Source organism: Brevibacterium sp. CS2 (genome assembly GCF_005280295.1).
GTDB classification, from domain to species: domain Bacteria; phylum Actinomycetota; class Actinomycetes; order Actinomycetales; family Brevibacteriaceae; genus Brevibacterium; species Brevibacterium pityocampae.
Map to the genome: position 1 here is coordinate 2,485,093 of NZ_CP040020.1, position 24,819 is coordinate 2,509,911.

The following is a 24,819-nucleotide window of genomic DNA, read 5'->3' on the forward strand; positions in this document are numbered from 1 at the left end:
TCCACGCCGCTCAGGCCTCGAGGAGGAAGCGGTGGAGCACCCGGGTGCCGAAGGTCAGCGCGGAGACCGGCACGCGCTCGTCGACACCGTGGAACATCGCCGGGAAGTCGAGGTCCCCGGTGAGGCGCAGCGGCGCGAATCCGTAGCCGTGGATCCCGAGCGCGGCCAGCGACTTGTTGTCGGTGCCGCCGGACAGCGTGTACGGCAGCACCCGCGCCCCGGGGTCCTCGGCGAGCAGGGAGGTCGTCATCGTGTCGACGAGCCGCCCGGAGAACGGCGCCTCGAGGGCGGGCGCCTCGATCTCGGTGAGCACCTCGACGTCGCTGCCCGCGAGCTCGCGGACCGTGCGCATGAGGGCGTCGTGCTCACCGGGCAGGGTGCGGCAGTCGATGAGCGCCTCGGCCGTCGAGGGGATGACGTTGTGCTTGTAGCCGGCGGACAGCAGGCTCGGGTTCGAGGTGTTGCGCAGGGTGGCGCCGACGAACTTCGCGACCGAACCGAGCTCGGCGAGCAGCTCCGGGTAGGTCTCCGCGCCGAAGGGCACACCGGTGATGTCGGACACGCCGCGCAGCAGGTCCTCGGTGGCCTGTGGGAGCTGCTCGGGCCAGGCGTGCGCACCGATCCGGGCGACCGCGGCGGCGAGCTTGGTCACCGGGTTGTCCTCGTTGATCTGCGAGCCGTGGCCGGCCGTGCCGCGGGCGACGAGCTTGAGCCAGGCGATCCCCTTCTCCGCGGTCTGCACGAGGTACACCCGCTGACCGCGCAGGTCGACGGAGTAGCCGCCGACCTCGGACACGGCCTCGGTCGCGTCGGTGAACAGGTGCGGGTGGTTCTCGACCATCCAGCGTGCGCCGTAGGTGCCGCCGGCCTCCTCGTCGGCGAAGAACGCGATGATGAGGTCGCGGCGGGGGCGCAGGCCGGTGCGCAGGTAGTTCCGCACGACGGCGATGATCATCGCGTCCATGTCCTTCATGTCGACCGCGCCGCGGCCCCAGATCAGGCCGTCGCGCTCTTCGGCGGAGAACGGGTCGACGGCCCACTCGGCGGCGTCGGCGGGCACGACGTCGGTGTGGCCGTGGACCACGAGGGCCGGGAGGCCGGGATCGCTGCCGGGGATGCGGGCGACGAGGCTCGCCCGGCCCGGCGAGGACTCCAAGATCTCCGAGTCGAGGCCCACCTCCGCGAACCACTCGGCGATCCGCTCCGCGGCGGGGCGCTCCGGCCGAGCGGTGTTCCCGCCCCAGTTCTGGGTGTCGAAGCGGATGAGCTCGCGGCAGATGCCGACCACCTCGGACTCCGCACTCGGGATCTGCGCGCCGGTGTCCTGCTGCGCGGTGGACTGCGGGGAGCTGGGGTCGGGGGTCTGAGACGTCATCGGGGTCCTCGGTCGGTGGTCGGCGTGGTGCGGGCGGGCGGTGTCGGCCGGGTTCTCGGCCGTGGTGTCAGCCGTAGAGGCGGACGGCGATGTGCGGGGTGTCGAATCCCTCGACGGCGGTGGCGCGCTCGATCTGGGCGCGCGCCTGCTCCTCGACGGGGGCGTCGGAGAGCGCCTGCAGGTAGCGCTCGTGGGCCATGAGCGAGGTGACGGCCGCATCGACGTGGCCGTCGACGTCGACGACGTGGGTGGGCTCGCCGGCGAACTCGAGGATGTACTTCACACCCTGGTAGCGCTCGCCGGGGACGATCCACTCGTTCCCGGCGTCGGACACCGCGTCGAGCGCTGCGAGTCCGACGTGCCGGTGGTCGGCAGAGTTCGGGTGCCGGCCCCCGAAGGTCTCGTGGAAGTTGAGCACCATGACGACCTCGGGGCGGAACCGCCGGATCTCCTCGGCGATCGCGGTCCGCAGCTCACGGGTGTACATGATCGAGCCGTCGGGCTCGTCGAGGAACACGAGGTGCTCGACTCCGATCGCGGCGCAGGCGGCGCGCTGCTCGGCCTCCCGGATCCGCGCGGAATCCGCGGGCGGGAGCCCGGCGATGCCGGCCTCGCCGCGGCTCGCGAGCACGTAGCCCACGCGCTTCCCCTCGGCGAGCCAGCGCGCGACGGCTGCCGCCGAGCCGTACTCGGGGTCGTCCGGGTGGGCCATGACGAGGAGGACGGAGTCGAAGTCCTCCGGCAGGGTGTCGAGCATGGGCGTCCTTTCGGATCGGGGTCAGCGGATGCGGTCGTCGCGGAGCCGGTCGCGGGCGTCGAAGTACGTGCGCGCGCCGAGGACGAGGGCGAGGAACACCGTCGTGCCGACGGCTCCCACGATACCGAGGAGGATCGCGATCTGATAGCCGATCGCGGTCATCGGGTCGACCCCGGCGAGGATCTGGCCGGTCATCATGCCGGGCAGGAACACGATCCCGGTGCCGAGCATGCTGTTGATCGTCGGCATGAGCGCGCTCTCGAAGGCGGAGCGGACGAGCGGAGCGATGGCGGCACGCGGCGCGGCGCCGAGGCCGAGCGCGTCCTCGATCGCGTCGCGGTTCTCGCGCATCCCGTCGACGAGCGCCTTGAGGCCCAGGGTGATGCCGGTCATCGAGTTCCCGATGAGCATCCCGGCGATCGGGATGACGTAGCGCGGCTCGTACCAGGGGCTGAGCCCGACGACGACGAACAGGAACCAGGCGACCGCGCCGGTGGTCCCGGCCGTCGAGGCGAGGACGACGACGCGGCGCAGCCCGAGCGACAGCCGGCCGCGGAACTTCCCGAGGATGGTGGCGACGGCGAACACCTGCATGAGCGCGAAGATCAGCCCGGTGAGCCACCAGCTGGGGTGGGCGAACACCCAGCCGAGCACGAGTCCGACGAGGACGAGCTGCACGGTCATCCGCAGGCACGCCCACAGCATCTCCCCGCGCCGGCCCACCCGGGTCGCCACCATGAGCAGGAGCACGACGAGCACCATGACGAAGGCGAGGCCGACCTGCGGCCAGCCGAGCACGACGAGGCCGCCGCTCATCGCGCCGCCTGCCGCGCGGTGCCCCCGGAGACGACGACCCGGTGCTCGGCGCAGGCGTCGACGAGCGCGCTGCTGTGGGTGACGAGCACGATGTCGGTGCCGCCCGCGGCGAGCAGCCGCACCAGGGTCCCCATGACGCGCAGCGCGGTGTCCTCGTCGAGCGCGGAGGTCGGCTCGTCGAGGAGCACGGTGTCGGGCGTGAGGAGCAGGAGCCGGGCGAGGGCGAGGCGCTGGCGCTCGCCGCCGGAGAGCACCCCGGCATCGGCGTCGAGGTCCTGTGTCAGGCCGAGGGCGGCGAGCGCCTCGGCGGCGGCGTCCGGTGCGGGATCGGGACGCTCCTGCAGCCGATGGGCGCGGGCGAGGTTGTCGAGCACGGTGCCCGGCACGACGACCGGCGATTGGGAGAGCATCGGGACCCGCCGGCGCAGCTCGATCGCGGGGATCTCCCGGATGTCGGTGCCGCGGTGGCGGATCGTGCCGGATTCCGGCTCGCGCAGGTCGTCGAGGAGCCTCAGGAGCGTCGACTTGCCCGCGCCGGAGGGTCCGGTCACCGCGGTGACCCCGGTCTCGATGCGCAGCGCGGGGATGTCGAGGACGCCGCGGAAGCGCACCTGTTCGAGCTCGAAGACCGGCATGCGGTCAGTCTACGGACCGCGCGGGACCGGGGTGCCTGCGACCTCGGCGCCGGTGCAGGGGCTAGGGTGATCGGAGGATGCGGACATGCTCCGCACCCGCACACCCACGATCCCGCACCACTACGCAACCGGAACACGAACGAGGAGAACCGAGTGAAGACCATCGTCTTCGGCGGGGACGGCTTCTGCGGCTGGCCCACGGCACTGCACCTGTCGGCTCGCGGCCACGAGGTCGTCATCGTCGACAACCTGTCCCGGCGGGCCATCGACGCCGAGCTCGGGGCGGAGTCGCTCACCCCGATCAGCTCGATCGAGGAGCGGATCGCCGCGTGGCACGAGGTCAGCGGGAGGACCATCGAGTTCGTCGACCTCGATCTCGCGCAGGACCCCGGGGGCCTGCTCGCGCTCATCGCGCGCACCGCGCCGGATTCGATGGTCCACTTCGCCGAGCAGCGTGCCGCGCCGTATTCGATGAAGTCGGCCGGCCACAAGCGCTACACCGTGGACAACAACGTCAATGCCACCCACAATCTCCTCGCCGCGGTCGTCGAGTCCGGCCTCGACGTCCACCTCGTGCACCTCGGCACGATGGGCGTCTACGGGTACGGCACCGCGGGGATGAAGATCCCGGAGGGCTATCTCGATGTCCAGGTCACCGCGACGGAGGACGCCGAGGGCAACCCGGTCGACCCGTACCCCATCGACCAGCAGATCCTCTACCCGACGAACCCGGGCTCGATCTACCACATGACGAAGGTGCTCGACCAGCACCTCTTCGCCTTCTACGCGAAGAACGACCGGCTGCGCATCACCGACCTCCACCAGGGCATCATCTGGGGCACGAACACCGCGGAGACCAAGCAGGACGAGCGCCTCGTCAACCGCTTCGACTACGACGGCGACTACGGCACCGTGCTCAACCGCTTCCTCATGCAGGCGGCCGTCGGCTACCCGCTCACCGTCCACGGCACCGGCGGCCAGACGCGTGCCTTCATCCACATCCAGGACATGGTGCGCTGCGTGGAGATCGCGCTCGCCAACCCGCCGGAGGCCGGCGACCGGGTGAAGATCTTCAACCAGATGACCGAGACCCACCGGGTGCGCGACCTCGCGGCCCTCATCTGCGAGATCACCGGGGCCACGATGGAGCTCGTGCCGAACCCGCGGCAGGAGTCGCCGGAGAACGAGCTCCACGTCGTCAACGCCACCTTCCTCGACCTCGGCCTGCAGCCGACGACCCTGTCCGAGGGTCTGCTCCTCGAGGTCGAAGAGACGGCGAAGCGCTACCGGGACCGGGCGGACCTGTCGCGGATCCCGGCCCGCTCCCTGTGGAACCGGACCACCCACGAGGGCGTCCCGCCCTCGCTCGCCGGGACCGAGGAGGGGGCCGCCGGTCCCGCCGCCGTGCCGACCGCCGCCGGGCGCTGAGACCCCGGTGCGGATCGCGCTCTTCACCGAGGTCTTCCTCCCCAAGATCGACGGTGTGGTCACCCGCCTCATGGGCACCCTGGACCATCTCGCCGAGCTCGGGCACGAGGTCGTCGTGTTCGCTCCCGGGAACCCGCCGGCCCGCTATGCCGGGTTCCGGGTGGTCCCGGTGGCATCCGTCGCCTTCAAGCCGTGGTACACGGAGCTCCGGGTCGGCCTGCCGACGGCGAGCATCGCCCGCACCATGGAGCGGTTCCATCCGCACGTCGTCCACGCGGTGAATCCGGTGTGGCTCGCCGCCTACGGCACGATGTCCTCGAAGCGCCGCGACCTGCCGATGCTCGCGTCGTTCCACACCGACGTGCCGGAGTACACCCAGCGCCTCGGGCTCGAGTGGATCACCGACACGACGACGCGGTGGATCCGCTGGATCCACAACCTCGCCGAGGTCAACCTCTGCACCTCCCAGCAGATGGTCGAACAGGCCGGGGCGGCGGGCATCCGCAACATCGACCTGTGGCCGCGGGCCGTGGACACCATCGGCTACACGCCGGCCAATGCCTCACCCGACATGCGTGCGCGGCTCACCGACGGACATCCCGAGGACCGGCTCCTCATCTACGTCGGGCGGCTGTCGAAGGAGAAGGACCTCGGGGTGCTGCGCGCGGTCATGGCCCGGCTCCCGGAGGACACGCGGCTCGCCCTCGTCGGCTCGGGCCCGCACGCAGCGGAGCTCCAGCGCGCGTTCGCCGGCACGCGAACGGTGTTCACCGGCTACATGAGCGGCAAGGAGCTCGCCGCGGCGTACGCCTCGGCCGACGTCTTCGTGTTCCCGTCGACGACGGAGACGCTCGGACTCGTGGCACTCGAGTCGCTCGCCTCCGGGGTGCCGGTCGTCGGGGCGCGCGCCGGCGGCATCCCCTTCGCCGTGCAGGACGGCGTCGACGGGCTGCTGTTCGAGCCGAACGATGCCCCGGACATGGCCCGGCAGATCTCGCGCCTGCTCGAGGACGAGGAGCTGCGCGAGCGCCTCGGCGCGCAGGGCCGGGCGAGCACCGAGCAGTACAGCTGGCGGGCGGCGACGGAGCGACTGGTCGAGTTCTACGAGCTCGCGATCGATCGCCACTGGACGAACCACGTGGAGCCCGCGTGGCGGATCAAGCTCCTCGGCCGCCCGATGCCCCGCGCCCGCTGAGTCGGACGCTCACCGAGCCCGGTTCTCCTCAGGCCGGCGCTCCTCAGGCAGGATCGACGGCGTCCCGCGCCGCCTGCCAGCCGCCGAAGTGCGCACGCAGGCCGGCGCCCGACGGCCGCGGGGCGCCCGTGGTGCTCTCCGCGCGCGCCCAGTCCTGATACGCGACGAAGCTCGTCGGGGTGCCCGCGCGCTCGGCGGCGGTGAGGAAGTCGCGCACCGCGGCCCGGTAGTCCTCCTCGGAGTACCGGGAGGCGCCGCGGGCGCGGCCGCGGCCGGACACCGGGAGGCCCACCGCCCGGAGAGCGGAGTTCCAGTACCCCTCCCCCAGCGTCCGGCGCACGGTCTGGCTCGTCGGGGGCCAGATCCGGTGACCGGGCAGGCCGGCGGAGTGCTCACCGGCGATCACGGTCTGCCGCGTCCGGTCGTACGCCTCGGCGGAGAACTCCGCGGCGGTCCCGGCGGCGAGCACCCGCAGGGCTGCCCGGATGCCGGCGCGGCAGCGGGCGATGCGGGACGCCGAGGCGCCCTGCTCGCTGAGGATCGCCGCGGCGGCCTCGCCGAGGTCGGAGTCCTCCTCGGGCTCGGACGACCCGGGCACCGCGGCGGTGGCGAGGCCGTGCGCCTCGGCATAGAGCCACAGCATCCCGGCCCGCAGGGCTGCGGCGGAGTAGCGCTCCCGGTCCGGTGCGGCGCGGTCATCTGATGTCAACGGCCCTGGTCCCCTTCGCAGACGGCGGTGTCATGACGGATCGAGCCTATCGTCTCAGGCGCGCACGGCGATCCACAGCAGCCAGCCGCCGCCGGCGAGGCATGCGACGATCGGCAGCAGCGGGGTGATCGGCCACCGGCGCGGCGCGCGCGAGGCCAGCCGGCGCTGGATCCGGGCCATGCGCTGCGGAGCGGTGCGCGCGAGCACGGACGGCAGCCACGCAGGTGTGGAGATGACTGCGATGACGAACAGCAGGACGGGAGCCTTCCACCACACCCCGAAGGGCGCTCCGCCGATGTCCTGGGTGACGGCGATGTAGAGGGGCAGCGAGGTGTAGTTCGTCGCCATCGTCGCCGCTCCCCACACGAGGGTGCCCCGGGAGCGGGCGCTGCCGACGGCCTCGACGGCCTCGGTCGCCGGCGACTTCGCCGCGGTGGACCCGGTGCGCTCCGCGCGACGGCGGCCCCCGGTGGAGGCCCAGTAGCGCTTGACGAGGACGGACCCGTAGACGAGCAGGGCGACGCCGACGAGGCCCTGGAACACACCGGAGAGGACCTCGCGCTCGATGACGGCGGTGAGGCTCGCGCCGAGGATGCCGGCGCTGACGATCCCGATCGCCAGGAGCACGGCGGCGTTGCCGAGCACATAGCGGGAGGCGGCACGCCGGTCCATCGTCGTGACGATGGTCGTCGCGTTGATGAACACGACGGGGCTCACCGCGGCGAGCAGGGTGAGCGGTCCGATCTCGAGGAGCAGGGAGAGCAGCGCACGGGTGGTCTCCTCCATGCGTCCGCCCCCTTCCGGTATCCCGATTGTAGGGCCGGAGCCGAACGGGGAAAGCAACAGGCCCCGGATCTCTCCGGGGCCTGTGTTCCTGTGCGCGAGGGGGGACTTGAACCCCCACGCCCGATAAGTTGGGCACTAGCACCTCAAGCTAGCGCGTCTACCAATTCCGCCACCCGCGCAGGCAACAGATAGAACTTTACACACATTTTCGGGCGAGGCCAAACCGGAACGGCCGAATGTGTTGCATGTCATATCGGCCGTTCCGGTCGGGCACCCGCGGGAGGCCCCTGCAGTGCCTCAGCGCAGGGGTGCGACCGCTGCGAGCAGGTGCGGCTTGCCGGACTTCGGGTTCCACACCGCATAGTCCACACTGCCGTCGGCCTCCCGCCGGGTGACCCGGAAGGCCGCCCGAGCGGGCAGCACGATCGGCTTCGCGAACTCGAACTCCCAGCGGAAGGCGTCGAGCCGGACGTCGGCGGCGGCGAAGCCGCGGGCAGCGGTGTACATCCCGTGCGCGATCGAGCGCGGGAACCCGAACGCCTTGGCCGCCAGCGGGTTCATGTGGATCGGGTTGTAGTCCCCGGACACCCGGGCGTACTGCGGCCCGATCGCCGGTGCGAGCCGCCACTCGGCGGTCGGCACGGGCGCGGTGAAATCCTTCCGCTCCCGCTCGGCGGCCGGTGCGGCGCCGGGGGGGGCGGCACCCTTCGCCAGGCACACCCAGGTCTCGTCGAACACCGGCTCGCCGGCGACGGATCCACGCACGCGGAAACCGATCTCGGTGCCGCGGTCATGGGCCCGCGGCTCCTCGACGCCGACGGTCAGGGTGAGCTCCTCCCCCACCTCCACCGGGCGGAGCTGCGTGTACGCGGTGCGGATGTGCACCATGCCCATGGCGGGCACGGGGAACCGCGGATCGGTCATCAGCCGCATGCTCAGCGGGAAGCCGAGGACGTGGAGGTAGGCCGGTGGGACGCGGTTGCCGACCGGCGCCCCGACGACGCGGCTGAACCGGGCGACCTCGGCGGGGTCGATGACCACGGTGCTGCTGAGCTCCCCGCCGGGCACCTGGGCGGAGCGGCGCCGGCCGGGCAGCATGCCCAGCAGCGCCCGCCCGTAGATCGGCAGCATCGAGGACTGGTGCTCGCCGGAGCTCTCGTGCGTCGTGCGCTCGGATCCCGTCATGTCACGCTCCCACCATGTTCTGGCCGCACACGCGGAGCACGCGGCCGTTGATGCCACCGGCGGCGTCCGAGGCGAGGTACGCGATCGCCTCGGCGACGTCCTGCGGCGTCCCGCCCTGCTGCAGGCTGGAGACGCGGCGTGCGAGCTCGCGGGTGAGGACGGGCATCTTCGCGGTCATCTCGGTCTCGATGAAGCCCGGGGCGACGGCGTTGATCGTGCCGCCGAGCGCGGCGAACTCCGCGGCCGCGCCGGCGGCCAAACCGATCACACCGGCCTTCGAGGCGGCGTAGTTCGTCTGCCCCCGGTTGCCGGCGATGCCCGAGGTCGAGGCGAGGGACACGACGTGCGGGTGCTCGCCCCAGGCGCCGAGCTCGGTGAGGCCTGAGTTGATCCGGAGCTGGGATGCGATGTTCACCGCGATCACCGAGTCCCACCGCGCTCCGTCCATGTTCGCCAGCAGCTTGTCGCGGGTGATCCCGGCGTTGTGGACGAGGATGTCGATCGGTCCGCGGACCTGTGCGGCGATCGTCGCCGCGGCGTCCGGGGCGGTGATGTCGAGCTGGAGGGCCACCCCTCCGATCCCGTTCATCGTCCGGGCGAGCGAATCGCCGGCGGCCGGCACGTCCACGCCGATGACGCGGGCGCCGTCACGGGCCAGGGTCCCGGCGATCGAGGCGCCGATCCCCCGGGCCGCCCCGGTGACCACTGCGGTGCGGCCGGCGAGCGGAGCGGCTCCCTCGGCCCCCGAGGTGCGGGTCGCGGCGAACTCCCGCGCGGTCACCGCGGTGCCGCGCGCGGAGTCGACGGTGAGGAACTGGCCGGACACGTAGGCCGACTTCGCGGACAGGAGGAACCACAGGGCCGACACGGCCGAGGGCGCCAGCACGTCGACGCCGTCGAGGACGATCCCGTTCGCCGTCGCCCCGGCGCGCATCTCGTGGGCCAGTGAGCGCGTGATCCCGGTGACGGCATTGCGTGCGGCGTTCGCCGCAGCCGTCGTGCCGGCGGCCTCCTCGGGAGTGAGCCCGGCGGCCTCGGCGATGGTGACGATGCGCCCGCACCGGGCGAGCTGCTTGATGCCGGCGCCGATCGCCAGGGCGGTCGGACCGAGCTCGGACGGGTCGTCGATCCCGGTGAACACCCCGATGATCGCGGAGTACCGCTGACCGGGGGTGGCGGTGCGGACGACCTCGAAGTCGGCGCCGAGGAGGAGCTCGGCGATCGGGTCGGCCGAGGCGGCCGGCCCGACGACGAGGATCGGCTCCGTCAGGTACCCGTGGCGGGGGTCCGCGGGGTCGAAGCGGCGGAGCTCGACCGGTGCCGGCAGGCCGAGGCTCTTGACGATGCCCTTGAGTGGCCCGTTGACGACGGAGATGTAGCGGTCGCTCATGCTCGCGCTCCTTCCACGATCGCGGTGAGGCCCTGGCCGCCGGCGGCGCAGATCGACACGAGGGCGCGGCGCTTCCCGGTCTCCGCGAGGTGCTTCGACACGCTCGCGATGATCCGTCCGCCGGTCGCGGCGAAGGGGTGGCCGGCGGCGAGCGAGGAGCCGAGCGGGTTGAGCCGCTCGCGGTCGATGGGGCCGAGCGCGGCGGGCAGGCCGAGCACGTCCCGGCAGTACTCCTCGCTCTCCCAGGCAGCGAGGTGGCACAGCACGGTGGCGGCGAAGGCCTCGTGGATCTCGAACACGTCGAAGTCGGCGAAGGTCAGGCCGTTGCGGGCGAGCAGGCGCGGGACCGCGTGGGCCGGGGCCATGAGGAGCCCCTCCGCGCCGTCGACGAAGTCCACTGCGGCAGCCTCGGCGTCGACGATGTAGGCCAGCGGCGTCAGCCCCTGCTCGGCCGCCCATTCCTCGCTGCCGAGGAGCACGGTCGAGGCGCCGTCGGTGAGCGGGGTGGAGTTCCCGGCGGTCATCGTCGGCTCGACCGGCAGGGAGTTGCCGAACACCGTCTTCAGACCGGCGAGCTTCTCCACGGTGGAGTCCGGGCGCAGGTTCGTGTCGCGGGTGACCCCGAGGAACGGGGTGACGAGGTCGTCGAAGAAGCCGCGGTCCCAGGCGGCGGCGAGCTTGGCGTGGGAAGCGGCGGCGAGCTCGTCCTGGGCCTGCCGGGTGATGCCCCAGTCGGCGGTCGAGAGCGCCTGGTGCTCGCCCATCGACTTGCCCGTGCGGGCCTCTCCGGTGGTCGGGGCCTGGGGTGCGAGGTCGGCCGGGCGCAGCCGGGAGAGCGTCTTGAGCCGCTGCGGCACGGACTTCGCGCGGGACAGCTCGAGGAGGATGCTGCGGAGCTCCTCGCTCACCACGATCGGGGCGTCGGAGGCGGAGTCGACGCCGCCGGCGATCCCGGAGTCGATCTGGCCGAGCTTGATCTTGCCGGCGATCGACACGACCGCCTCGAGCCCGGTGGCGCAGGCCTGCCCGAGGTCGAACGCAGGGGTCTCGGGGCTCAGCGCGGAACCGAGCACCGCCTCGCGCGTGAGGTTGATGTCCTTCGAGTGCTTGAGGACCGCGCCGCCGGCGACCTCGCCGAGGCGCTGTCCGGCCAGCCCGTGGCGGGCCACGAGGCCGTCGAGGGCGCTCGTGAGCATGTCCTGGTTCGAGGCGTGCGCGTACTCCTTGTTCGAGCGGGCGAACGGGATGCGGTTGCCGCCGAGCACGGCGGCCTTGCGATGCGTCATGGGTTCCTCCTGGGAACATGGGGACGTTTAACCGTTACCGACAGTACCTGATACTGTCTGACGCATGAAACCCGTCACATCCGACGGTCGCTCCGCCCGCTGGGACGACCACCGCCGACGCCGGCACCGGGAGCTGCTGCGCACGGTCCGGCACGTCGTCGCCGAGCACGGGGCGGACCTCTCGATGGAGCAGATCTCCGCCCGCTCGGGCACGACGAAGACCGTCCTCTATCGCTACTTCGGCGACCGCTCTGGCCTCCAGGCGGCGATGGGCGACTGGGCGATGCACACCATCCGCCGCTCGCTCGCCGCCGCCCACGCCCCCGAAGGCGACTCCCGCGCCGCTCTCGAGGCGATGATCGACGCCTTCACCGCGCTCGCCGCTGGCTCCCCGGAGGTCTACCGCTTCTGCGACTCCGCGGTCTCCGGCGGCGCCCCCGCCCGCGGCTTCCTCACCGACGTCACCGACCTGCTCTGCGTGCGCATGGGGCTGACCCGGGAGGCCGAGGTGCAGTGGGCGGCCGGCGCGCTCGGCTTCGTCCGCTCGTGCACCGAGCAGTGGCTCCTCGACCCGCGCGACCGCCACGATTTCACCACCCGACTCACGACCTGGCTGTGGGATTCCAGCCGCAGCTTCATGGAGGTACACCGATGAACCGCACGAAGACCCCGCTCACCATCGACCCGTCCGTGCTCGGCGACCTGCTCGATGGCCGGTGGGCCTCCGAGCGCCGCCGCGGCCGCACGCTCGTCGAGCACCCCGACACCGTGCCGCCGATCACCGGCGACCTCGACGAGATGCGCGAGGCCACCTTGCGCGGCGTCCGCGCGCTCGCGGAATCCGGCTCGACCCTGCGTTCCCTCCCCACTGAGCTCGGCGGGGAGAACGACCACGCCGGCTACGTCGCCGCGTTCGAAGAATCGGTGACCGCCTCCCCGAGCCTGCAGATCAAGGCCGGCGTCCAGTACGGGCTGTTCGGCGGGGCGATCCAGCACCTCGGCAACGCCGAGCAGCACGCGCAGTGGCTCCTGCCCGCCCAGCGCGGGGAGCTGCTCGGCTGCTTCGCGATGACCGAGATCGGGCACGGCTCCGACGTCGCCTCGCTCGGCACCATCGCGGTCTACGACCCGGCGGCCGAGGAGTTCGTCATCACCACCCCGTTCCGGGCCGCGACGAAGGAGTACATCGGCAACGCCGCCGCGCACGGCCGGGCCGCCGTCGTGTTCGCCCAGCTCATCACCGCCGGGGTCGACCACGGCGTGCACGCCTTCTTCGTCCCGATCCGGACCGAGGACGGCGAACCCATGCCCGGCGTGTCGATCGAGGACGACGGACGCAAGGGCGGGCTGCTCGGGGTCGACAACGGCCGGCTCGCCTTCGCCGACGTGCGGGTGCCGCGCACCCACCTCCTCGACCGCTACGGCGCCGTCGCCCCCGATGGCACGTACTCCTCCCCCATCGACTCCCCCGGGCGCCGGTTCTTCACCATGCTCGGCACCCTCGTCCAGGGGCGCGTGTCGCTCGACGGAGCAGCGGTCGTGGCCGCGAAGCTCGGTCTCGACATCGCGGTGCGCTACGGCCTCGAGCGCCGGCAGTTCACCGGGGCCGACGACACCGAGGAGGTCGTGCTCATGGACTACCAGCAGCACCAGCGCCGCCTCATGCCGCTGCTCGCGGAGACCTACGCGAACGCGATCGCGCACGAGGTGCTGCTGGCCTCCTTCCAGCGTGTGTTCTCCGGCGAGGACGACTCCGACGAGGCCCGCCAGCTCCTCGAGACCCAGGCGGCCGGCTTCAAGGCGACGTCGACCTGGGACGCCCTCGACGTCCTCCAGGAGTGCCGCGAGGCGTGCGGCGGGGCGGGATTCATGACGGAGAACCGCCTCACCGGGCTGCGCGCGGACCTCGACGTCTACGTCACCTTCGAGGGCGACAACACCGTCCTCCTCCAGCTCGTCGGCAAGCGGCTGCTCGGCGACTACGCCGCGGAGTTCAAGAACATCGATGTCGGCGGGGTGGCGCGCTTCATCGGCACGCAGGCCGCCGAGCACTCCCTCTACCGCTCGGGGCTCGCGAACGTCGGGCGCACGATCGGTGAGGTGCTCACCCCGGGGCTGACCGAGCGCCGGATCCGCTCGGGGCGGCTCCAGGAGCTGCTCCTGTCCGCGCGCGTCGACACCATGGTCGCCGAGCTCGCGAGCAATCTGCGTCCGGCCTCCAAGCTCCCCAAGGAGGAGGCCGCCGCGCTCCTCAACGAGAACCAGCACGAGCTCATCGAAGCGGCGAAGGCCTATGTCGAGCTCCTCAAGTGGCAGGCGCTCAACACCGCGATGCACACCTTCGACGACGACCCCCGGCGGGCGGACGAGGCCAAGGCGCTCCGCCGCATCCGCGACCTCTACGGGCTCACGCTCATTGAGCGCAGCATCGGCTGGCACATCATGTACGGGCGGCTCTCGATGAACCGCGCCCGGCAGGTGGGCCCGGCGATCAACCGCCTGTGCGCCAAGCTCGCCGGCAACGCCGCGGACCTCGTGGCCGCGTTCGGCTACGGCCCCGAGCACCGGCGCGCGACGATCGCCGAGGGCGTGGAGGCCCGGCGCCAGACCGAGGCGCGCGAGCACTACCGGCGCGCCCGCGCGCAGGCCGACCATCCGGTCGACGAGAAGGTGCTCCACCGGGAGCGGACCCGGAAGGGCTGATCAGTCCTCGAGGAAGCCGCGCACCAGCCGACCGACCTTCTGCCCCTCGGTGAGGAAGCCATCGTGACCCGCCCACGATTCGATCGTGTGGTGGGTCACGGTGCCCGGCAGCGCGGCCGCGAGCTCGGCGACCTGCGCCGGCGGGTAGAGCCGGTCGGTGGAGATGCCGATGACCTGGAACTCGCTGCGAGCGCCGGCGAGCGCCTCGGCGAGGTCGGAGTGCCGGCCCCGGCGCACGTCGTGGTCCCGCAGGGCCGCCGTGAGGACCCGGTAGGACTCCGCATCGAAGCGGTGGACGAGCTTGCGCGCCTGGTGGTCGAGGTAGCTCTGGATCGAGTAGTACGTGTCCGGCGCCCCGGCCGGGCGCGGGAACTGGTGCGCGTTCGCGAACCGCTGGTTGAGCTCGACGTCGTTGCGGTAGGTCAGGTGGGCGATCTGGCGTGCCAGCCCGAGCCCCGCGGCGGGGAACCGGCCGAGCGCGGAGTAGTCCCCGCCGCAGTAGTCCGGGTCGAGGGCGATCGCCTGGATCTGGGTGTGCGCCCACGCGATCTGGTCGGCGTCGGAGTACGCCGGCGCGGCGAGCACCGTGGCCTTGCGCACACGCTCCGGGGCGAGCAGCGCGAACTCGAGCGCGCGCGCCCCGCCCATCGAACCGCCGATCACCGCGTGCCAGGACTCGATGCCCAGCCGGTCGGTGAGCGCGAGCTCGGCGGTGACGAGGTCCCGGACGGTGAGCGCGGGGAAGCGCGAGCCGTAGGGCAGCCCGTCGGCGTGGATGGTCGTCGGCCCGGTGCTGCCGTTGCACCCGCCGAGCGCGTTCGCGCACACGACGAAGAACTCGTCGGTGTCGATCGGCCGGCCCGGGCCGATCACCTCCTCCCACCATCCGGGGGCGAACGAGCTCGGGTGCTCGGCCGTCGCGGGCTCGGCGACCCCGGAGGTCACGTGCGCGTCGCCGGTGAGCGCGTGCTCGATGAGGACCGCGTTCGTGCATGCCGCGTTGAGCGTGCCGAAGGTCTCGTAGGCGATGTGCAGCTCCTCGAACACGTACCCGGATTCGAGGACGAGGTCGGTGAATCCGGCGAGTCCCGTGCGTCCGGTGACCGGCATGCGGCTCAGCCGCGCGCGGCGGCGAAGCCCTTCTCGAGGTCGGCGATGATGTCCTCGATCCCCTCGATGCCCACGCTGAGCCGGACGAGACCCGGGCTGACCCCGGCGGCGGCCTGCGCGGCCTCGTCGAGCTGGGAGTGCGTTGTGGAGGCGGGGTGGATGACGAGCGAGCGGACGTCGCCGATGTTCGCGACGTGCGAGTGGAGCTCGAGCGCGTCGACGAAGCGCACCGCGGCGTCGTAGCCGCCTGCGATGTCGAAGGACAGCACCGAGCCGACGCCCTTCGGCAGGTACTTCTGTGCGCGCTCGTACCATGGGCTCGACGGAAGGCCGGCGAACACGACGCGCTCGACCTGAGCGTGGTCCTCCAGCCAGGCGGCGACGCGGTCGGCGTTGGCGACGTGGCGCTCGATGCGCAGGCTCAGGGTCTCGAGGCCCTGAGCGAGGAGGAAGGCGTTGAACGGGGAGAGCGCCGGGCCCAGGTCGCGGAGCAGCTGCACGCGCGCCTTGATCCCGAACGACACGTTCGCACCGAACGGCGAGTCCGGCCCGAGGTCGCGGGCGTAGACGACGCCGTTGTACGAGGCGTCCGGGGTGTTGAAGCCGGGGAAGCGCTCGGGGTCGCGGGAGAAGTCGAAGGTGCCGGCATCGACGATGATGCCGCCCATCGCGGTGCCGTGCCCGCCGAGGTACTTCGTGGCGGAGTGGACGACGATGTCCGCGCCGTGCTCGATCGGGCGCACGAGGTAGGGGGTGGCGAGCGTGTTGTCGACGATGAGGGGCACGCCGGCGGCGTGGGCGACCTCGGCGACGCCGGCGATGTCGAGGACGTCGGAGCGGGGGTTGGAGACGACCTCGCCGAAGAACGCCTTGGTGTTGGGGCGGACCGCGGCCCGCCACCCCTCGAGATCGTCGGGGTCGGCGACGAAGGTCGTCTCGATGCCGAGCTTGCGCAGGGTGACGTCGAGGAGGTTGTAGGTGCCGCCGTAGAGGCTGGGGCTCGCGACGATGTGGTCGCCGGCCCCGGCGACGTTGATGAGCGCGAGGAACTCCGCGGACTGGCCGGAGGCGAGCAGCAGGCCCTGGACACCGCCCTCGAGGTCCGCGATCCGGTCCTCGACGACGGCGACGGTCGGGTTGCCGATCCGGGTGTAGATCGGGCCGAGGTCGGCGAGCGCGAAGCGGTCGGCTGCGGTCTGCGCGGAGTCGAAGACGTAGGACGTGGTCTGGTAGATCGGCAGGGCCCGGGCGCCCGTCGTGGGATCCGGGGTCTGGCCGGCGTGGATCTGCCGGGTCTCGAACGACAGCTCGCTCATGGGTTCCTCCTCATCGCAGTGTGCCTCCCACTCTCGCCCGGGAGCGCGGTCCCGGCGGCACCCGATGTCATCTGGCTGTCATCTTCCGTCACATTGCGTCATGTGCGAGCGGTGGGCAGGTCCGGCGCCGACTCCCGGCGTCGCACTCCGGTGCGCCTCAGCGGAAGTCCCGGGAGCGGGAGGGCAGCTGCACCTCGAGCGGGTGGAGCCGGTGCGCGTAGAGGCTCACCACCTCACCGGCACGCTGCAGCTGCCCGGTCACGACGAGGGTGCTGCGGCTCGTGGAGATCGGGGCGAAGCGCTTCATCAGTCCCGGGGTGCACACGACATTGAGCATCCCGAACTCGTCCTCGATGTTCATGAAGGTGATGCCCGAGGCGGTGGCCGGCCGCTGTCGGTGGGTGACGATCCCGGCCACGGTGATCCGGGAGCCGTCCGCGGTCGCCCGGGCGTCCTCCGTCGAGGCGTACCCGCGGGCGGTGAGGGCGCTGCGCAGCTGGGCGGTCGGGTATCCCTCGACGGTGAGGCCGGTGGCGAACAGCTCGGCGAGCGTGACGTCGAACGCGCTCATGAGCGGCAGGGTGGGGGCGGCGGTGACGGGTGCGGTGCCCGGCAGCACGCCGGGCCCGGCGCCGGCGAGCGAGCCGGCGAGCCACAGCGCCTGGCGCCGGTCGACGCCGAACCCCGTGAAGGCGCCGGCGGAGGCGAGCCCCTCGAGGACCCGCACCTCGACCCCGGTGCGGTGGGCGAGGTCGGCGATCGAGGCGTAGGGCCCGGCCGCCTCGCGCTCGGCGACGATCGTCGCGGCCGCGCCCCCCACCTCGCGCACGGATTCCAGGCCGACCCGGATCGCGAGCCCACCGGTGGAGTCCGGGTCCGGTTCGAGGTCGGCGAGGGCGGCCGAGGCGTTGACGTCGACGGGACGGATCGTCACCCCGTGGCGGCGGGCGTCGGCGATGAGCGACTGCGGGGAGTAGAAGCCCATCGGCTGGGAGCGCAGGAGGCCGGCGGTGAACGCCGCGTGGTGGTGGCACTTGAACCAGGCGGAGTCGTAGACGAGGTTGGCGAAGCTGATGGCGTGGCTCTCGGGGAAGCCGTAGTTGGCGAAGGCGGCGATCTTGTCGAAGATCGCCTGTGCGGTGTCCGGGGCGACCCCGCGGGCGGCGCACCCGGTGTGGAAGCGCTCGGCGAGCTGCTCCATCCGGGCGCGTGAGCGGCGGGAGCCCATCGCGCGGCGGAGCTCGTCGGCGTCGGGGCCGGTGAAGCCGGCGACGTCGATCGCCATCTGCATGAGCTGCTCCTGGAACAGCGGCACCCCGAGGGTCTTGTCGAGTGCGTTCTCGAGCAGCGGGTGGAGGTGCTCGACGGGTTCGAGGCCCTGCCGGCGGCGGATGTAGGGGTGGACGGAGCCGCCCTGGATGGGGCCGGGGCGGATGAGCGCGACCTGCACGGCGAGGTCGTAGAAGGTGCGCGGGCGCAGCCGGGGCAGGGTCGCGAGCTGGGCGCGGGACTCGACCTGGAACACGCCCACCGCGTCCGCGGCGCAGAGCATGTCGTACACGCGCGGGTCCTCCTGCGGGATCGCCGCCCGGTCGATGCGCTCGCCGGTGTGCCGAGCCACGAGGTCGACCATCTCGTGGAGCGCGGTGAGCATCCCGAGGCCGAGCAGGTCGAACTTCACGAGGTCCATCGCCGCGCAGTCGTCCTTGTCCCATTGGACGACGGTGCGGTCCTCCATCGTCGCCGGCTCGATCGGCACGACCTCGCCGATCGGCCGGTCGGCGAGGATCATGCCGCCGGAGTGGATGCCGAGGTGGCGCGGGGTGCCGAGGAGTCCGGCGGCGACCTCGAGCACCGGGGCGGGCACCGCGGTGTCCGCCGGATCGGGCAGGGTCGACCAGCGGTTGATGCCGGTGGAGAAGGCGTCCTGCTGGCCGGGGTCGTATCCGAGGGCGGCGGCGGCGTCGCGGACGGCGGACTTCGCGCGGTAGGTGATGACGTTGGCGACCTGGGCGGCGCGGTGGCGGCCGTAGTGCCGGTAGACGTACTGGATGACCTCCTCGCGGCGGCCGGACTCGATGTCGATGTCGATGTCCGGGTAGCCGGCGCGGTCGGGGGCGAGGAAGCGGTCGAAGAGGAGCCGGAACCGCACGGCGTCGACGGCGGTGATGCCGAGGACGTAGCAGACCGCGGAGTTCGCCGCCGAGCCGCGGCCCTGGCAGAAGATGTCCTGCTCGCGGCAGAACCGGGCGATGTCGTGGACGATGAGGAAGTAGCCGCAGAACCCCATCGTCTCGATCGTCGCGAGCTCCCGGTCGAGCTGCTCCCAGGCGCGCGGGTGTGCGGTGCGGGTGCCGTAGCGCCCGAGCCCGCCGGCCTCGACGAGCCGACGCAGGTGGGTCGCCTCGTCGGTCCCGGCGGGGATCGGGGCATCGGGCAGCCCGGCACGCGCCGCGGTGAGCTCGAAGGCGTGGCTCGCCGCGAGCCGGACGGCGGTGTCGAGGGCGGCGGCCGGGAAGCGCTCGCGCATCTCCTCGCCGGTGTGGATGCGCGCCGAGGCGGTGGGCGGCAGCCAGCCGGCGACCGCCTCGAGGGAGCGGCGGGAGCGCACCGCGGCGCGCACCTGGGCGTCGGCGAAGCGGGCCCGGGTCGCGTAGTGGACGGCGTTGGTGGCGACGACCGGCAGCCGCGCCCGGTGGGCGAGCTCGCACAGGTGGGCGATCCGTGCGTCGTCGGTGGGCAGGCCGTGGCGGGTGAGCTCGACGACCACCCGGTCGCGGCCGAACTCCGAGACGAGGCGGCGGAGCGCGCCGAGGCCGCCGTCGGGATCGTCGAGGTGCGGCAGGAGGGGGCCCTTGCGGCAGCCGGTGAGGATCGTCCAGTCGCCCGCCGCGGCGGCGAGGCCGGCGCGGTCGAACACCGGCCGGGTCTTCTCCCCGGCCAGTGCGCCGGCGGTGAGCGCCGCGGACAGGGTGCGGTAGCCGTCGACCCCGTGGGCGAGGACGAGGAGGTGCTCGGCCTGCGGGTCGATCTGGCCGGGGATCTTCGCGGTGAGCCCGAGGGAGAGCTCGGCGCCGAACACCGTGGGGAGGGAGGCCTCGGCGGCGGCCTGGGCGAAGCGGACCGCGCCGTAGAGCCCGTTGTGGTCGGTGAGCGCCATCCCCGTGAGCCCGGCCCGGGCGCCGGTGGCGGCGAGCTCCTCCGGCTCCGAGGCGCCGTCGAGGAAGCTGAAGTCCGAGTGCACGTGGAGCTCCGCCCACGGGGTGCGGGCGGGCAGGAGGGCGGGTGTGCGGGCGGGCAGGAGGGAGTGGTCGGAGCTCCCCTGCTGGTCGGAGCTCCTGTGCTGGTCGTCCTCCGCGTACCGGTCGGGGCGGGAGAAGGCCGGGGCGTCGGAGCCGTCGGCGCCTGCGGGGATGGCACGTCCCGGGGGCGTGCGGGCGCCGGCGCGAGCGGTGGGGGCGCCGGGCTGTCCCGGGCGCGTGCGGGCGCCCCGGCCCGCGTACCGGGCCGGTCCATCCGAGCCGCCGGGCCCCACGGACACGGGACCTGTGGCCCCGGGAACTGTGGACCCGGCATCGGGGTCCGGCTCCCGGCTCTTCCGGTCCGCCCGCGGGTCCGGCCGGCCGGAGAGCCGCCGCTCGAGCTCGGACCACGGGGTGCGCGGGTTGAAGAAGTCGTTCATGCGTATCTCCCGGTGAGGTACCAGCGGCCGCTCTCCTTGCTCAGCAGGTAGGCGGCCCCGTCCTCGGCGACGACCTGGAGGCGCACCCGGTACTGGGCCGTGCTCCGGTCCCACCAGCCGGCCTCCACCGGCCAGGCCGAGGAGTGGTCGACCACGCGCACCGTCCCCGTGCCGGGGATCCGGAGCAGCGTCGGGACGTTGTCGAGTCCGGCGGGGCGGGCGACGATCGTGGCGCCGCGCTCGTCGAGCAGATCCACCGGGGTGTGCTCGACGAGCGTGGGGCGGGGAGCCGGCACCGCGCCCGGCCAGGGGCCTCGGGGTCGCGCTCGGGCCGGGGGCGCTGCTGCCAGGGTGTCCAGAGGTTCGTCTCCGCCGGATCGCGGCCGCCCTGCAGGCCGGGGACGAGCACGGCGTCGGGGCCGAACAGGCCCTGGAGGCGCTCGAGGGTGTGCGCGATCCGTCCCGGGTGCTGGTCGAACAGGCTCTGCTGCGTGCCCAGGGGGCTGAGGAGCTCCGCGGCGGCGAGCCCGATCGCGCAGATCCCGTCCTCCCCGCTGACGAGTGTCGGGTCGGGGCCGGGGTCCTCCCCGTTCTCGGGAACGGCCCGGGCGGTGCGGTCGGGGCGGGCAGTGCGAGCCGTGCGATCGGGGCGGGCGCCTCGGGTACGGGGTCCGCCCCGGCTGTCGGCACCCGTGCCGGCTCCCCCGGCGGCGAGCCACCCCTCGGCCTGCCAGCGGAGGCGGTCGGCGATCATCGACTCGTCCATGTCCTCGAGGCGCCAGGTGCGCCGGCAGGTCTCCCCCGTCGTCGCGGTGAGCTCGATGTCCACCTGGGTGCACACGAGGCCGGCGGCGCGGACGGTGCCGAGCAGCTCGGCACCGAGGGTGCGGGCGTGGAAGGACAGCACGTCGCTGCGGCCGCTCGGCGGGTCGAGGGGGCTGTGCACCCGGAACTCGCGGGCGCGCACGTGGTCGGCGGGGATCCGGTCGGGCAGACCGCGGGCGAGCCGGTGGGCGCGCCGGCCGAGGGTGCCGAACCGCGCATGGACGTCGGCCTCCGCGAGCTGGGCGAACCGACCGAGCGCGGTGAGCCCGAGCCGGCCGAGCAGTGGGACGAGCTCGGCGTAGGCGTGGGCGTCGACCGCGGTGAGGGAGGAGATGGGGAGCGGGGCGAGGAAGGCGGCGGTCCGGCCCGGCGGCACGCGGGTGGCGGTGCGGGAGGCGAGCAGCGCGGCGAAGGCGGTGTCGGCGATGCCGGGGAAGAACTCCCAGCCGGTGGAGTCGGTGAGGCCGGTGAGGAGCTCCTCGACCGCGGACTCCTCGCTCGCGTGGGTGCGGCGCAGGGAGAGGGCCGGGATGCTCACCACGCCCGGGGACAGCAGGGTGAACCGGGCGACGAGGTCCTCGAGCACGCCGATCCCGGCGGCGAACACCCGGTGGTCGACCTCGGGGTCCCAGGGGATGACGGTGAGCTCGGGACAGCGCAGCTGGGCGGCGCGCTTGTTGAGCCCGGTCTCCACGCCCGAGGCGCGCGCGGGCGCATTGCAGGAGATGATGCGCCCGGCCCGGAGCACGGCGGCGGGCGCGGCCGTGCTCAGCCCGTGCGCGATCCCGGCCGCCACCGCCGGCCAGTCCGGCACTGCGAGGACCACCGTGCGATGGACGGACACGCGCTGGGAGGTGGAGGCTGCAGAGGCAGGTGGTTCGGCAGGAGCCGGGGCTTCGGCAGGTGTCGGGGCCTCGGCCGGCGCGGTGGGGAGCTCGGCAGGAGCCGTGGACTCGGCAGACGCTGCTTCAGTCGACACTGTGGATCCTCGGGACAGGGCCGCCGGGGTGCGCGACCCCCACCGCTGGAACGGAGTGTTCGGCCCCCGGCATCGGAGCGGGGTGCTCGGCCCGGCCGGAGGGGGCCGGGAGCAGGAGGGTGTGGGTGCCGGTGCGCGAACCGTGGACGGTGACCGTGCACTGCTCGAGGCGGCCGGCGCCTCGAGCAGTGCCCTCCCAGCGGACGTCGCGGACGCCGAGCCGCTCGCCGGTGCCGGGGAACTCGTCGAGGGTGATGAGGGTCATCCGCCGTTCCCGGACCTTGGCGAGCAGACGCTGCCGGTCTCCCGGGGTCGGGGCGAAACCGGGCCGGACGATGAGGATGTCGAAGGACTCGACGAGGATCGATGTCACCCGCAGCCAGTCCTGGAGCGGGGTGCGGAGGTTGACGAAGTGGGAGAGATCGATGCCGAAGTCGGCGATCCCGGCGACGGCAGGCTCCCCCATGCCCAGGACGGCGCACCACAGCTGCTCCCGCGTAGCGGCGGCGCAGGCGGCCAGTGCGAGGGAGAAGGAGTGCTCGCCGGTGATGGCGAGGATCTCGCCGCGCGGCAGCCCGCCGCGCTGGAAGAGCGGCCGCAGCGGGGCGTCGACCGCGTACGGCGGGTGCCCGGCGAACAGCTCGGAGGCCGTCCGGATCCCCGGCAGGCGCGTGAGCTGTTCGGTGAGGGCACTGATCGCGTGCACGGGGTCGGCGGACATGCATCCAGTATCGAACGTCAGTTCTAATCATTCAAGTGGGATTCGAAGGGCATCCGGTCGCCGTTCGAACATACTCAGCTCTTCGCTCGCACGCGGCCAGGCCACCGTTCGAACGCGGCATGATCGCCGCACGAGCACAGCCCAGCCGCCACGGCACCAGCACACCGGCACCCACGCCCCGGCACCGGACCCCAGCCGGCAGCCGCCCGACCCCGATCCCCGATCCGCAGCCGCTGGGTCAGGCGGCGACCTCGGCCTCATCGCGCGGCAGGCCGTCACCGTGGAGCCGGGCGGCGTCGAAGATCCAGCGAACGCACTCGTGGAGATCGAACCCCTCCCCGCCGCCGAGGGTGCAGATGCGTTCCGGATGATTGGCGACCCGGTCGTAGTCGTCCCAGGACAGCCAGGCAGTATCGAACACCCCGACGTCATCCGTCTCGCTCCACGCCGGCATGAGCTCGGCACCCGCGGCAGTGAAGACGAAACCGACGCCGGGATGCCGATCGGTCCGCGCTGCGCCCCTATGAGCGTTGCCATCATGAGCGTCGTCATCATGAGCGCCGCCGTCAGGAACCTCGCCCGCGCGCCGGGCGATGGACACGCCGTGCTCATGGATCGCGATGTGGTGCGAGCGGCAGAGCAGGAGCATGTTGTCGAGGTCCGTCGGGCCGCCCTCGGACCACGGTCGGATGTGGTGCGCCTCGAGCAGCCGGGTGCGCGAGCAGCCGGGGAATCGGCAGCCGATGTCGCGCACCGCGAGGGCCCGCCGCTGGCGATGTGAGGCCAGGCGCTTCGTCCGGCCGAGGGCGAGCACGTCGCCGGATGCATCGATGAGGGCGCCCACGAGCGGCGATCCGCAGCTCAGCCGGCCGACGGTGGCGGCGGTCACCGCGCCGTACCCCTCGATGCAGGCGACGTCGGCCTCTGACACCGCGCGAGGCTCACTGCTGTCCACGGCCTCGGTCGGCTCATCGCCCGTGTCGCGGTGTGCCCCGGCTGTCGCGCCGATGTTCGCATCCTCCGCCTCGACCCGCCCCGCAGCGGATTCGGAGGCAGGGTCCGCGCCGGCGACGGTCGCGATGGATGCGTGAACGTGCACCTCGGCCCGGCGGGACGTCGCCCCGGCCTCCTCGCCGCTCCGCGATCCGATCCGGATGAGGTCGAGGAACCGGTCGACCCGGGAGATCGGCTCCGGCGCAGGTTCCTCCGTGTTCTCGCCACCATCGGCCTCGCCGCTCATCCCCTCGCCCGCCTCACCGTCCGTTCCCTCTCCCCGCGCCCGCCGGTGGGCGGTGGTGATCGTCCGGTCGACGGCCGCGTCCACCAGTGCCATGACCTCGGCGGCCTCGGCCTCGGGCAGCTCGATCGTGATCCGTGCGCGCCCGGCAGGGAGCGGCTCGATGCGGAACACGTCACCGGGGAGCTCCTTGACCACCCCGGCCGCGTCCGGCGCGATCCGCCGGAAGGTCGAGATCATCCGGGAGAGCTGCGCCGAGGTCGCGACCCGGCACATCCGCGCCGCCTCCGCCTCATCGATCCGACCCGCCAGCCGGGTGATCTCACGAACCTTCGAATACGACACCCGACCCTCCCCGAAGAGTCGGGTGACCTCAGGGAACTCGCGCAGGCCACGGGCGACCCGGATGTACTCCCGCGCGGTGTGCGGGGTCATCTCGCATGCGAACGCCACCCAGTGCCCGAAGCTCCGGATACCGACCCAGCCCTCCCAGGCGCCGTCCTGATCGATCCGGTCGAGGAGAGCGACGAACTGCGCCTGCGACTGGGTCATCTGCGCCGCGGCACTGCGGATCCGACGGACGAGTTCGGCACGTTCATCCGGGTCGTCGCCGGATTCCCATTCCTCGGGCGCCTCGGACGCAGGCGCCGCTGTCCCGTCCCCCGTCCGCTCCGACATCGGACC

The 24,819-nt window shown here is 72.8% G+C and carries 19 protein-coding genes and 1 tRNA gene; 4 read left to right on the forward strand and 16 right to left on the reverse strand.

The window, feature by feature from the left end:
- Window positions 1-10: 10 nt before the first annotated feature.
- The 4 genes from FDF13_RS11215 to FDF13_RS11230 form a co-directional block, all read right to left on the reverse strand.
- Complete coding sequence (locus FDF13_RS11215) at window positions 11-1,375, reverse strand: M20/M25/M40 family metallo-hydrolase (protein ID WP_137319711.1); 1,365 nt, start codon at window positions 1,373-1,375, stop codon at window positions 11-13.
- A gap of 67 nt (window positions 1,376-1,442) precedes the next feature.
- The gene (locus FDF13_RS11220; RefSeq protein WP_137319712.1) at window positions 1,443-2,132 is read right to left on the reverse strand and encodes a PIG-L deacetylase family protein; all 690 of its coding nucleotides are present in this window, start codon (window positions 2,130-2,132) and stop codon (window positions 1,443-1,445) included.
- Between the two features lie 21 nt (window positions 2,133-2,153).
- Window positions 2,154-2,948, reverse strand: a complete 795-nt coding sequence (fetB, locus tag FDF13_RS11225; protein ID WP_137319713.1) for an iron export ABC transporter permease subunit FetB — start codon at window positions 2,946-2,948, stop codon at window positions 2,154-2,156.
- A complete protein-coding gene (locus tag FDF13_RS11230; RefSeq protein WP_137319714.1) occupies window positions 2,945-3,583 on the reverse strand; it encodes an ATP-binding cassette domain-containing protein in 639 nt (212 codons plus the stop codon). The genes fetB and FDF13_RS11230 overlap by 4 nt, the downstream gene beginning before the upstream one ends.
- A 153-nt stretch (window positions 3,584-3,736) precedes the next feature.
- Here FDF13_RS11230 and FDF13_RS11235 point away from each other — a divergent pair, with 153 nt between their 5' ends.
- Together FDF13_RS11235 and FDF13_RS11240 are read left to right on the forward strand one after the other, a co-directional pair.
- Entirely contained in the window at window positions 3,737-5,011 is a 1,275-nt protein-coding gene (locus FDF13_RS11235) for an NAD-dependent epimerase/dehydratase family protein (RefSeq protein WP_137319715.1), read from the forward strand.
- A 7-nt stretch (window positions 5,012-5,018) separates the two neighbouring features.
- Window positions 5,019-6,206, forward strand: a complete 1,188-nt coding sequence (locus tag FDF13_RS11240; protein WP_137319716.1) for a glycosyltransferase family 1 protein — start codon at window positions 5,019-5,021, stop codon at window positions 6,204-6,206.
- Window positions 6,207-6,249: 43 nt separating this feature from the next.
- Here FDF13_RS11240 and FDF13_RS11245 read toward each other — a convergent pair whose 3' ends face one another.
- The 6 genes from FDF13_RS11245 to FDF13_RS11270 all read right to left on the reverse strand — a co-directional run bounded on the left by FDF13_RS11245 (window position 6,250) and on the right by FDF13_RS11270 (window position 11,562).
- Window positions 6,250-6,915: a hypothetical protein gene (locus FDF13_RS11245; RefSeq protein ID WP_137319717.1), complete on the reverse strand. Its 666-nt coding sequence runs from the start codon at window positions 6,913-6,915 to the stop codon at window positions 6,250-6,252.
- A gap of 54 nt (window positions 6,916-6,969) precedes the next feature.
- A complete protein-coding gene (locus FDF13_RS11250) occupies window positions 6,970-7,701 on the reverse strand; it encodes a hypothetical protein (RefSeq protein ID WP_137319718.1) in 732 nt (243 codons plus the stop codon).
- Window positions 7,702-7,792: 91 nt separating this feature from the next.
- Window positions 7,793-7,880, reverse strand: a tRNA-Leu gene (locus tag FDF13_RS11255).
- A 118-nt stretch (window positions 7,881-7,998) separates the two neighbouring features.
- On the reverse strand, window positions 7,999-8,886 hold the full coding sequence (locus FDF13_RS11260; RefSeq protein WP_137319719.1) for a MaoC/PaaZ C-terminal domain-containing protein: 888 nt from the start codon (window positions 8,884-8,886) through the stop codon (window positions 7,999-8,001).
- Between the two features lies 1 nt (window position 8,887).
- Window positions 8,888-10,276 (reverse strand): 3-oxoacyl-ACP reductase, encoded by a 1,389-nt coding sequence (locus FDF13_RS11265; RefSeq protein WP_137319720.1) that lies wholly within the window; start codon window positions 10,274-10,276, stop codon window positions 8,888-8,890.
- On the reverse strand, window positions 10,273-11,562 hold the full coding sequence (locus FDF13_RS11270; protein ID WP_137319721.1) for an acetyl-CoA C-acetyltransferase: 1,290 nt from the start codon (window positions 11,560-11,562) through the stop codon (window positions 10,273-10,275). Before FDF13_RS11270 ends, FDF13_RS11265 begins: the two co-directional genes overlap by 4 nt.
- Window positions 11,563-11,626: 64 nt before the next feature.
- Here FDF13_RS11270 and FDF13_RS11275 point away from each other — a divergent pair, with 64 nt between their 5' ends.
- Window positions 11,627-12,217: a TetR/AcrR family transcriptional regulator gene (locus FDF13_RS11275; RefSeq protein ID WP_137319722.1), complete on the forward strand. Its 591-nt coding sequence runs from the start codon at window positions 11,627-11,629 to the stop codon at window positions 12,215-12,217.
- Window positions 12,214-14,265: an acyl-CoA dehydrogenase gene (locus tag FDF13_RS11280; RefSeq protein WP_137319723.1), complete on the forward strand. Its 2,052-nt coding sequence runs from the start codon at window positions 12,214-12,216 to the stop codon at window positions 14,263-14,265. Before FDF13_RS11275 ends, FDF13_RS11280 begins: the two co-directional genes overlap by 4 nt.
- Here FDF13_RS11280 and FDF13_RS11285 read toward each other — a convergent pair whose 3' ends face one another.
- The 6 genes from FDF13_RS11285 to FDF13_RS11310 all read right to left on the reverse strand — a co-directional run bounded on the left by FDF13_RS11285 (window position 14,266) and on the right by FDF13_RS11310 (window position 24,813).
- The gene (locus tag FDF13_RS11285; RefSeq protein WP_137319724.1) at window positions 14,266-15,375 is read right to left on the reverse strand and encodes a homoserine O-acetyltransferase; all 1,110 of its coding nucleotides are present in this window, start codon (window positions 15,373-15,375) and stop codon (window positions 14,266-14,268) included.
- A gap of 5 nt (window positions 15,376-15,380) precedes the next feature.
- Window positions 15,381-16,691, reverse strand: a complete 1,311-nt coding sequence (locus FDF13_RS11290) for a bifunctional o-acetylhomoserine/o-acetylserine sulfhydrylase (protein ID WP_137319725.1) — start codon at window positions 16,689-16,691, stop codon at window positions 15,381-15,383.
- A 157-nt stretch (window positions 16,692-16,848) separates the two neighbouring features.
- Window positions 16,849-20,373 (reverse strand): error-prone DNA polymerase, encoded by a 3,525-nt coding sequence (locus FDF13_RS11295; protein ID WP_137319726.1) that lies wholly within the window; start codon window positions 20,371-20,373, stop codon window positions 16,849-16,851.
- Window positions 20,374-20,413: 40 nt separating this feature from the next.
- The gene (locus FDF13_RS11300) at window positions 20,414-22,177 is read right to left on the reverse strand and encodes a DNA polymerase Y family protein (protein WP_254668785.1); all 1,764 of its coding nucleotides are present in this window, start codon (window positions 22,175-22,177) and stop codon (window positions 20,414-20,416) included.
- The gene (locus tag FDF13_RS11305; protein ID WP_175406961.1) at window positions 22,167-22,898 is read right to left on the reverse strand and encodes a porin; all 732 of its coding nucleotides are present in this window, start codon (window positions 22,896-22,898) and stop codon (window positions 22,167-22,169) included. Before FDF13_RS11305 ends, FDF13_RS11300 begins: the two co-directional genes overlap by 11 nt.
- 238 nt (window positions 22,899-23,136) lie before the next feature.
- On the reverse strand, window positions 23,137-24,813 hold the full coding sequence (locus FDF13_RS11310; protein ID WP_175406962.1) for an HNH endonuclease signature motif containing protein: 1,677 nt from the start codon (window positions 24,811-24,813) through the stop codon (window positions 23,137-23,139).
- Window positions 24,814-24,819: the final 6 nt, after the last annotated feature.

What these genes read in the sequence shown, in the direction of transcription:
- FDF13_RS11215 (WP_137319711.1), bottom strand. Translation starts at nt 1,375, where the DNA reads ATGACGTCTCAGACCCCCGACCCCAGCTCCCCGCAGTCCACCGCGCAG.
- FDF13_RS11220 (WP_137319712.1), bottom strand. Translation starts at nt 2,132, where the DNA reads ATGCTCGACACCCTGCCGGAGGACTTCGACTCCGTCCTCCTCGTCATG.
- fetB (WP_137319713.1), bottom strand. Translation starts at nt 2,948, where the DNA reads ATGAGCGGCGGCCTCGTCGTGCTCGGCTGGCCGCAGGTCGGCCTCGCC.
- FDF13_RS11230 (WP_137319714.1), bottom strand. Translation starts at nt 3,583, where the DNA reads ATGCCGGTCTTCGAGCTCGAACAGGTGCGCTTCCGCGGCGTCCTCGAC.
- FDF13_RS11250 (WP_137319718.1), bottom strand. Translation starts at nt 7,701, where the DNA reads ATGGAGGAGACCACCCGTGCGCTGCTCTCCCTGCTCCTCGAGATCGGA.
- FDF13_RS11260 (WP_137319719.1), bottom strand. Translation starts at nt 8,886, where the DNA reads ATGACGGGATCCGAGCGCACGACGCACGAGAGCTCCGGCGAGCACCAG.
- FDF13_RS11265 (WP_137319720.1), bottom strand. Translation starts at nt 10,276, where the DNA reads ATGAGCGACCGCTACATCTCCGTCGTCAACGGGCCACTCAAGGGCATC.
- FDF13_RS11270 (WP_137319721.1), bottom strand. Translation starts at nt 11,562, where the DNA reads ATGACGCATCGCAAGGCCGCCGTGCTCGGCGGCAACCGCATCCCGTTC.
- FDF13_RS11275 (WP_137319722.1), top strand. Translation starts at nt 11,627, where the DNA reads ATGAAACCCGTCACATCCGACGGTCGCTCCGCCCGCTGGGACGACCAC.
- FDF13_RS11280 (WP_137319723.1), top strand. Translation starts at nt 12,214, where the DNA reads ATGAACCGCACGAAGACCCCGCTCACCATCGACCCGTCCGTGCTCGGC.
- FDF13_RS11285 (WP_137319724.1), bottom strand. Translation starts at nt 15,375, where the DNA reads ATGCCGGTCACCGGACGCACGGGACTCGCCGGATTCACCGACCTCGTC.
- FDF13_RS11290 (WP_137319725.1), bottom strand. Translation starts at nt 16,691, where the DNA reads ATGAGCGAGCTGTCGTTCGAGACCCGGCAGATCCACGCCGGCCAGACC.
- FDF13_RS11295 (WP_137319726.1), bottom strand. Translation starts at nt 20,373, where the DNA reads ATGAACGACTTCTTCAACCCGCGCACCCCGTGGTCCGAGCTCGAGCGG.
- FDF13_RS11305 (WP_175406961.1), bottom strand. Translation starts at nt 22,898, where the DNA reads ATGTCCGCCGACCCCGTGCACGCGATCAGTGCCCTCACCGAACAGCTC.
- FDF13_RS11310 (WP_175406962.1), bottom strand. Translation starts at nt 24,813, where the DNA reads ATGTCGGAGCGGACGGGGGACGGGACAGCGGCGCCTGCGTCCGAGGCG.